Origin of the sequence: Sphingomonas rustica (assembly GCF_039652585.1) — a bacterium.
Lineage (GTDB): Bacteria > Pseudomonadota > Alphaproteobacteria > Sphingomonadales > Sphingomonadaceae > Sphingomonas > Sphingomonas rustica.
Map to the genome: position 1 here is coordinate 90,342 of NZ_JBDIZK010000005.1, position 8,744 is coordinate 99,085.

An 8,744-nucleotide genomic window follows, 5' to 3' on the forward strand; every position below is an offset into this window, starting at 1 on the left:
ACCGGCTTGCATCGCCCCGGTTTAGGTTATATCGCATAACAATAAAGGAGAGGCGCTCATGGCTACCATCGCACCGCCGGCAACCGGCAGAACCTTCACCCGGCTGAACCCCGTCACCGGCGAGATCGCAACCACCGCGAACGCGGCAGGCATCGACGATGCCGATGCGGCGGTCGCCGCCGCCGCCGCCGCCTTCCCGATCTGGTCGGCGATGGGCCCGAACGCCCGCCGCGCCCTGCTCAACAAGGCAGCCGACGCGCTCGCCGCCAAGGCCGACCAGTTCGTCGACGCGATGATGGGTGAGATCGGCGCGACCGAAGGCTGGGCGCGGTTCAACCTGATGCTGGCGGTCGGCATGGTCCGCGAGGCGGCTGCCCTCACCACCCAGATCGGCGGCGAGGTGATCCCGTCGGACAAGCCGGGCTGCATCGCGATGGCGCTGCGCGAGCCAGTCGGCGTGATGCTGGGCATCGCCCCGTGGAACGCGCCGATCATCCTGGGCGTGCGTGCGGTCGCGGTGCCTCTGGCGTGCGGAAACACCGTGGTGCTGAAGGCAAGCGAACAGTGCCCGCGGACCCATTCGCTGATCGCCGAAGCCTTTGCCGAGGCCGGCCTGCCCGAGGGCAGCGTCAGCATCGTCACCAACGCGCCCGAGGATGCCGGCGAGATCGTCGGCGCGCTGATCGACAATCCGCATGTCCGCCGGATCAACTTCACCGGATCGACCGCGGTCGGCCGGATCATCGCCAAGCGCGCGGCCGAGCATCTGAAGCCGGTGCTGCTCGAACTGGGCGGCAAGGCGCCGCTGATCGTGCTTGACGACGCCGATCTGGACGAGGCGGTCAAGGCCGCCGCATTCGGCGCCTTCATGAACCAGGGCCAGATCTGCATGTCGACCGAGCGGATCATCGTCGTCGACTCGGTCGCCGATGCGTTCGTCGAGAAGTTCAAGGCGAAGGTCGCCACCATGGCGGTCGGCGATCCGCGCGAAGGCAAGACCCCGCTGGGCGCGGTGGTCGACCAGAAGACGGTCGATCATGTGAAGTCGCTGATCGCCGATGCCACCGCCAGGGGCGCGGTTCAGGTCAATGGCGGCGACGCCAACGGCGTGCTGATGCCCGCCCATGTCGTCGACAAGGTGACGCCGGACATGAAACTGTTCCGCGACGAGAGCTTCGGCCCGGTCGTCGGCGTGATCCGCGCCCGCGACGAGGCGAATGCGATCGAACTCGCCAACGACACCGAATATGGCCTGTCGGCCTCGGTCTTCACTCGCGACACCGCGCGCGGTCTGAAGGTCGCGCGACGGATCAAGTCGGGCATCTGCCACGTCAACGGCCCCACCGTGCATGACGAGGCGCAGATGCCGTTCGGGGGCGTCAAGAGCTCGGGCTATGGCCGTTTCGGCGGTCGCGCGGGCATCGACAGCTTCACCGAGCTGCGCTGGGTCACGATCGAGACCGAACTTGGCCACTACCCGATCTGATCCGCCTCGAGGCAATCGACCCCATCACCGTCTAATCCCGCCGATCGAGCGCGGACACGCGCCTAGCAAGGACCGAAGAATGACCGAATTGAGCAGCAACGGCGTCGTTGCCTATGATGTCGAGGGCGGCATCGCCTGGGTGAAGTTCAATCGCCCGGACAAGCGGAACGCGATGAGCCCGACGCTCAACCGCGACATGATGGAGGTGCTCGACGCGCTCGAGTTCCGCGAAGATGTCGGCGTGCTCGTGCTGACCGGCGAAGGCAGCGCCTGGACCGCGGGCATGGACCTGAAGGAATATTTCCGCGAGACCGAGGCGGACGGCCTGCGCGGCACCCGCAAGGCGCAGCGCGAGAGCTATGGCTGGTGGCGCCGCCTGCGCTGGTACCAGAAGCCGACGATCGCGATGGTCAACGGCTGGTGCTTCGGCGGCGGCTATGGCCCGTTGTTCGCCTGCGACCTGGCCTTTGCGGCCGAGGACGCCAAGTTCGGCCTGTCGGAAATCAACTGGGGCATCCTGCCGGGCGGCGGCGCGACCAAGGTGGCGGTCGAGCTGATGCCGTTCCGCAAGGCGATGTACCATGCGATGATGGGCGAGAATATCGACGGCAAGACGGCCGTCGAATGGGGCCTGATCAACGAGGCGCTGCCGCTTGACCAGCTCAAGGACCGGGTGACCGAGGTCGCCAAGGTGCTGCTCGCGAAGAACCCGGTCGCGCTCAAGGCGACCAAGGACGCGGTTCGCCGCGTGTCGCTGCTGAGCTATGAGGATGCCGAGGATTATCTGGTCCGCGCGCAGGAAGCGGCCAATTCCTACGACAATGAAGGCCGCAAGGAAGGCATCCGCCAGTTCATCGACGAGAAGAGCTACAAGCCGGGTCTCGGCGCCTATGACAAGGAACGAGTGAAGGGCTGACGCCCCCTCGCCTGCCCGAGCCGTACCGGTGCTTCCCGCCGGCGGCGTGACGACGAACGATACGGGGTGTCCCGGCCGGTCCGCGCATGGCGCAGGCCGGCCGGTGCCCGGCTAGGAACGACGATGCTCAACCTGTCCCGCCTGCTCTCGCCGAAATCGGTCGCGATCGTCGGCGCATCGCCGACCCCAGGCGCACTCGGCAATTCGGTGCTCCAGAATCTGGAGCGCCATGGCTATTCGGGCGCGATCCACCTGATCAATCCGAAGCGCGACGAGATCGGCGGGCGCCCCTGCCTCAAGTCGATCGACGAACTGCCCGAGGGCGTGGACGCGGCGGTGCTCGCCATCCCCGGCCCGGCGGTGTTGCCGGCGGTCCAGGCGCTGGCCCGGCGCGGCGTCGGCGCGGCGATCATCTTCTCGGCGGGCTTTGCCGAAGGCGGTGCCGAGGGTCTTGCCGCCCAGGCCGAGGTCGCCCGCATTGCCGCCGAACATGGCATGGTGATCGAGGGGCCGAACTGCCTGGGCATGGTGAACTATGCCGCCGGCATCCCCCTGACCTTCGTCGAGACGCCGGTCCTTCCGCTGGAAGGCAAGCCGGCCGTCGGGATCGTCAGCCAGTCGGGCGCGATGGCGGTGGTGCTGGGCACCACGCTGATGGCGAAGGGCCTGGGCATCACCGTATCGGTCTCGACCGGCAACGAGGCGGCATCGGGCGTCGAGGATTATGTCGAGCATCTGCTGAACGATCCGGCGACCCCGGCGATCGCGATGATCGTCGAGCAGTTTCGCAAGCCTGCGCGCTTCCTCGCGCTTGCCGAGCAGGCGCGCCAGGCGGGCAAGACGATCGTCCTGCTTCACCCCGGCACGTCCAGCGCGGCGCGGGAGTCGGCGGCGACGCACACCGGCGCGATGGCCGGCGACTGGCAGTTGATGAAGGCCAAGGTCGAGCGGGCCGGCGTCGTGCTGGTCGACAGCCTCGAGGCGCTGGGCGACGTGACCGAGCTGGTCGTGCGGTCGAAGCCGGTGCGCCGCGGGGGCACCGCCGTGCTGACCGAATCCGGTGCGTTCAAGGCGCTGACGCTGGACCTGGCCGAGCGGATCGGGCTCGACCTGCCCGAAATGGACGGTGCCACGGCAGCACGGATGCGCGAGGCGATTCCCGACTTCATTCCCGTCTCCAACCCGATGGACCTGACCGCTCAGGCGCTGGTCGACCCCGACCTGTACCGCCGCACGATGGAGCCGCTGCTGGTCGATGATAATTTCGCCGCGCTCGTATTCGGGATCATCCAGACGGACGAGGCGACCAGTGCGCGCAAATTCCCCCCGATCATCGATGCGGTGAAGGCGCTGAAGCCCGAAAAGCCGGTGATCTTCGCGGGCCTCGACGACGGTGCGCCGGTACCGGCGGCCTATATCGACGCGCTGCGCGAAATCGGCGTCACCTATTTCTCGTCGCCCGATCGCGCCTTCCGGGCGCTCAGGCATCTCAACCGTCTCGCCGAACGCGACTTCGCCAGCGCTGACAGCGCGCCGGTGACGCTCGACCTGCCGCATGGCGTGGTTCCCGAATATCGGGCGAAGGCCTTGCTTGCCCCGCTCGGCATTCCCTTTCCCCAGGGCGGGTTCGCGGCGACGATCGACGAGGCACGGGCGGTCGCGGCGACGGTCGGCTATCCGGTGGCGATCAAGGCGCAGGCAGCCGCGCTCAGTCACAAGAGCGACGCCGGCGGCGTCATCCTGAACCTCGCCGACGAAGCGGCGCTGGAGACAGCCTGGGATCGGCTGTACGGGAATGTCGCCGCCTATGATGCCGATATCGCGCTCGACGGTGCGCTGATCGAGGGCATGGGCGCGCGCGGGACCGAGTTGATCGTGGGCGCGCGCAACGATCCCGACTGGGGTCCCGTCATCCTGGTCGGCTTTGGCGGGGTGACCGCGGAGCTGCTGCACGATGTCCGGTTGTTGCCGGTCGATCTGACGCACGACGCGATCCTGGCGGAACTGCGCAGCCTGAAACAGGGTGCGCTGCTCGACGGCTATCGCGGATCCGGGGCGCTGGACATCGACGCGGTCGCGACGCTGATCGCGGCGCTGGGCCGGGCGCTGCAGGGAACGCCGGCGATCCGCGAGATCGACCTGAACCCGGTGGTCGTCTATCCCAGGGGCAAGGGCGTGGTCGCACTCGATGCGCTGATCCTCGCCGAATAGGAGCGGTCGGATGGACGTGAGCAAGCTGACGGCGATCGATATCCACGTCCATGCCGAAGTCTCATGCCACGACCCGGAGGATCCGATCTTCGGTGAGTTCCTCGACGCCAGCACCACCTATTTCAAGGCTGATCGACGGCGGCCGACAATTCCCGAGACGATCGCCCATTATCGCGAGCGCAACATCGGCTTCGTCATGTTCACCGTCGACATGGAGGCGGGCACGGGCATCAAGCGGATCCGCAACGAGGAGATCGCCGAAGCGGCCGCCGCCAATAGCGACATCATGATCGCCTTCGCCTCGATCGATCCGCACAAGGGCAAGCGCGCCGCGATCGAGGCCCGTGACCTGATCGAGAATTACGGGGTGAAGGGGTTCAAGTTCCATCCCCCGCTTCAGGATTTCGATCCGGGCGACCGGATGGCCTGGCCGCTCTACGAGGTGATCGATCACTACGGCCTTCCCGCCATCTTCCACACCGGCCATTCGGGCATGGGAACCGGCATGCCCGCAGGCGGCGGCATCCGCCTGAAATATGGTCAACCGATCCTGGTCGACGACGTCGCGGTCGATTTTCCGAACATGAAGATCGTGCTCGCGCATCCCGGCTGGCCCTGGACCGATGAATCGCTGTCGATGGCGCTGCACAAGCCGAACATGTTCATCGACCTGTCCGGCTGGAGCCCCAGATATTTTCCGCCGCAGATCATCCGCTATGCGAACACGCAGCTGGGTCATAAATTCCTGTTCGGATCCGACTTTCCGCTGATCCCGCCCGAGCGGTGGATCGCCGCCTATGACGAGGCCGGATTCAAGCCCGAATTGCGCGAACGTATTCTCAAGGGCAACGCGGCGCGCGTGCTGGGCCTCTAGACGAAGTCGGGGGCGACCCGGCGCTCGATCCGGCCCAGCAGGTCGAGCAACGTCGCCTTTTCCGCAGGGGTGAACCCCGCCAGCATCCTGCGTTCATGCGCCTCGATCCGCGCCAGGCATTCGGCGAGCATCGCGCGGCCGGCCTCGGTGATCGTGAGCGAGAAGGCGCGACGGTCGGAGGCATCGACCTCGCGACCGATCAGCCCGGCATCGACCACCTCATTGATCAGCGACACCATGTTCGCACGCTTGATCCCCAGAACACGACCGACCGCGCCCTGGTTGATGCCCGGGGTCCCCTCGACCACCGCGAGAATGCCGATCAGGACCTGGCGCATGCCGGTACCATCGACCGCCGCGGCAAAGTCGCTGGCGAAAGCGCCCGAGGCGCGACGGAGGTGATAGCCGATCAGCGGGCCAAGGGCGCCGACCTCATTCTCTCGGGACATGGGACACAGCGAAGACACGTTTTGCCGTCTCTCGTCAATCTCCCCTTAGGTCTGAACCAATATCGTTGACGTTACATACTGTCTATGTTCATATCAATTCGAGTCGCGAAGCGGCCGTATATGGGAGAGGGACAAGGGCATGCGCACGTCATCAGGCCTGTGGGCCGGGGTCGCATTGATATCGCTCGTGCATGCGGGGACGGCTTACGCCCAGACCGCACCGACGCAGAGCGAGGAGCAGGCGGCACCGCAAGGCGACGACGAGATCGTCGTTACCGGCACCAGTATTCGCGGAGTCGCTCCGCCGGCATCACCTTCGGTACAGCTGGATCGCGAGGACATCCTGCGCAGCGGCGCGGCGACATCGACCGAGATCGCGCGCACGCTTCCGCAGGTGGTCAATATCGGCGCGGACGAAAGCCGGCGCGGGGGCGCTCAGGACGCCGCGGCCAATCGCACCCGCACCTCGGGCATCAACCTTCGCGGCCTGTCGAACGAAGCGACCTTGCTGCTGTTGAACGGTCGTCGACTGGCGCCGAACGGCACGATCCGAGCGCTGGCCGACCCGGCGATGATCCCGGCAATCGCACTCGAGCGGCTGGAGATCGTCCCCGACGGCGCGTCGGCAATCTATGGTGCCGACGCAGTCGCCGGCGTGGTCAACATGATCACCCGCCGCCCCTTCAATGGAGCCGAGGTCCAGCTGCGCTACGGCGGGGCCGACGGTCTCGACCAGATGCAGGGGTCCGCCCTGTTCAGCCGCAAATGGGGCAGCGGCGGCTTCCTGGCCGCCTATGACTATTATTTCCGCAGCAATTTGCGGGCTATCGATCGCGATTTCACCTCCGCCGACCTTCGCAGCATCGGCGGCACCGACCAGCGATCGACCCAGTCGGCACCCGGCAACATCCTGATCGGCAATACCCGCTATCCCCTCCCCAATGGCGACGGGCGCGGACTGACCGCCGGGCAACTGGTGGCGGGCACCCCCAATCATTTCGACCAGGGGCTGTGGGGGGACCTGCTTCCGGAACAGGAACGCCATTCGGTCTTCGCCAGCGCGTTTCAGGAGGTCACCGATCGACTGACGCTGACCTATGAAGGCTTCTACAGCCGACGCACCTTTACCGAGGATGTCCAGCCGCCAGGCTCGAACCTCACCGTTCCGCGCAGCAACCCCTTCTTCGTTCACGCGACCAATCCGGCTGCCGCCAATGTCACGGTCGAATATCGCTTCATCGATGCGCAGCGCGACGCGACCTGGTCGGGCCACGACATCGGCTGGCAGAATACGCTGGGCCTGCGCTACGACCTGGGCGGCGCGTGGCAGCTCAATGCCTATGCCGCGCTCAACCGCAATCGCGGCCGCGCGAAGACCGACGATCTGCTCAACACGCTGACGCTTCCGCGCGCACTTGCCGACAGCAATCCGGCGACTGCGTTCAACCCGTTCGGCAACGGCGCCGTCGCCAACAACAATCCGGCGGTCCTGGCCAGCATCGCCGGTTATCGCGACAGCTTCACGGTCAATGACGGGCGCGACTTCGTCGCCAAGATCGACGGTCCGCTGTTCGGCATCGGCGGCGGCGACGTGCGGGTCGCGATCGGCGCCGAATATCATGAGAACGAGCTGGAATACACGATCTACTCGACGCTCAAGAACCTCGCCAACGACCTGATCCTCGATCGCCAGCGCACCAAGTCGCGCAACAACAAGGCGGTGTTCGGCGAACTCAATATCCCCCTGTTCAGCTCGGCCAACGCGACCGGCGGGTTCCAGGAGCTGACCGTCCAGCTCGCCGGCCGGTACGAGGAATATTCGGACTTCGGAGACACCTTCAATCCCAAGATCGGCATCACCTGGACGCCGATCGACAGCCTGCGCCTGCGCGGCAGCTGGGGCACCTCGTTCCGCGCACCGTCGCTGATCGACTCCTCCGACGCGATCTTCAACGTCTTCATCCAGAACCTGGTCGACAACGGCGTCACGAAGCGCGGCATCTTCATGAATGGCGGTCGCAACGACCTCAGCCCGGAGACCGCCAAGACCTGGTCGGTCGGCGCCGACTTCAAGCCCGGCTTCCTGTCGGGGTTCAGCGCCTCGGTCACCTACTACAACATCAAATATTCAAACCTGATCGACGCGCTGGCCGCGGCCACGATCCTGAGCAGCGACGGACTGTACAGCGACTATGTCATTCGCAATCCGACCGTGGCGCAGGTGGAGGCGCTGCTGAACTCGCCCAATCTGGAAAATGTGCGTGAGCCTGCCGCGAACATGCTGCTGATCGTCGACGGCCGGCGCGACAATATCGGCGAACTGCATCAGGACGGCATCGACATCCAGCTCGACCAGCGGATCGACACCGGCATCGGCGCCTTCAATGTCGGCTTCTACCTGACCCAGATCCTGAATGCCGAGCGGTCGTCGGCACCGGGCGTGCCGTTCCGAAATGCGCTGAACCTGATCAACTTCCCCGTGGACACCCGCATCCGCGGCAATCTCGGCTGGAGCGACGGGCGCTGGTCGACCAACCTGTTCTGGAATCACGTCGGCGACTACACCAACAACCTGATCACCCCGAACCAGCAGGTCCGGGCCTACAACACCTTCGATGCGTCGATCGGCTATAAATTCCCGGACCAGGGCGCGCTCAACGGTCTCCGGATCACGCTGAGCGCGCAGAACCTGTTCGATCGCGATCCGCCCGACGTGATCAACGGCACCCAGGCATGGGACGGCCAGAACGCGTCGCCGATCGGTCGCTTCGTCGCGCTGGACTTGCGCAAGTCGTTCTGAGCCCGGGC

Annotated in this window: 6 protein-coding genes; 5 read left to right on the forward strand and 1 reads right to left on the reverse strand. The window is 65.9% G+C overall.

The features are described 5' to 3' along the window. Window positions 1-58 precede the first annotated feature (58 nt). From TPR58_RS09780 to TPR58_RS09795, 4 genes are all read left to right on the forward strand, one after another. Window positions 59-1,486, forward strand: a complete 1,428-nt coding sequence (locus tag TPR58_RS09780) for an aldehyde dehydrogenase (RefSeq protein ID WP_346246459.1) — start codon at window positions 59-61, stop codon at window positions 1,484-1,486. Between the two features lie 79 nt (window positions 1,487-1,565). Further along, window positions 1,566-2,402: a p-hydroxycinnamoyl CoA hydratase/lyase gene (locus TPR58_RS09785; RefSeq protein ID WP_346246460.1), complete on the forward strand. Its 837-nt coding sequence runs from the start codon at window positions 1,566-1,568 to the stop codon at window positions 2,400-2,402. Between the two features lie 123 nt (window positions 2,403-2,525). Next, the gene (locus TPR58_RS09790) at window positions 2,526-4,613 is read left to right on the forward strand and encodes an acetate--CoA ligase family protein (RefSeq protein ID WP_346246461.1); all 2,088 of its coding nucleotides are present in this window, start codon (window positions 2,526-2,528) and stop codon (window positions 4,611-4,613) included. A gap of 10 nt (window positions 4,614-4,623) precedes the next feature. Further along, window positions 4,624-5,487, forward strand: a complete 864-nt coding sequence (locus TPR58_RS09795; protein ID WP_346246462.1) for an amidohydrolase family protein — start codon at window positions 4,624-4,626, stop codon at window positions 5,485-5,487. Here TPR58_RS09795 and TPR58_RS09800 read toward each other — a convergent pair. Beyond that, window positions 5,484-5,936, reverse strand: a complete 453-nt coding sequence (locus tag TPR58_RS09800) for a MarR family winged helix-turn-helix transcriptional regulator (RefSeq protein ID WP_346246463.1) — start codon at window positions 5,934-5,936, stop codon at window positions 5,484-5,486. The genes TPR58_RS09795 and TPR58_RS09800 overlap by 4 nt on opposite strands. Window positions 5,937-6,075: 139 nt before the next feature. Between TPR58_RS09800 and TPR58_RS09805 the strand changes: the two genes are divergently transcribed. Then, a complete protein-coding gene (locus TPR58_RS09805; protein ID WP_346246464.1) occupies window positions 6,076-8,736 on the forward strand; it encodes a TonB-dependent receptor plug domain-containing protein in 2,661 nt (886 codons plus the stop codon). The last annotated feature ends 8 nt before the right edge of the window (window positions 8,737-8,744 follow it).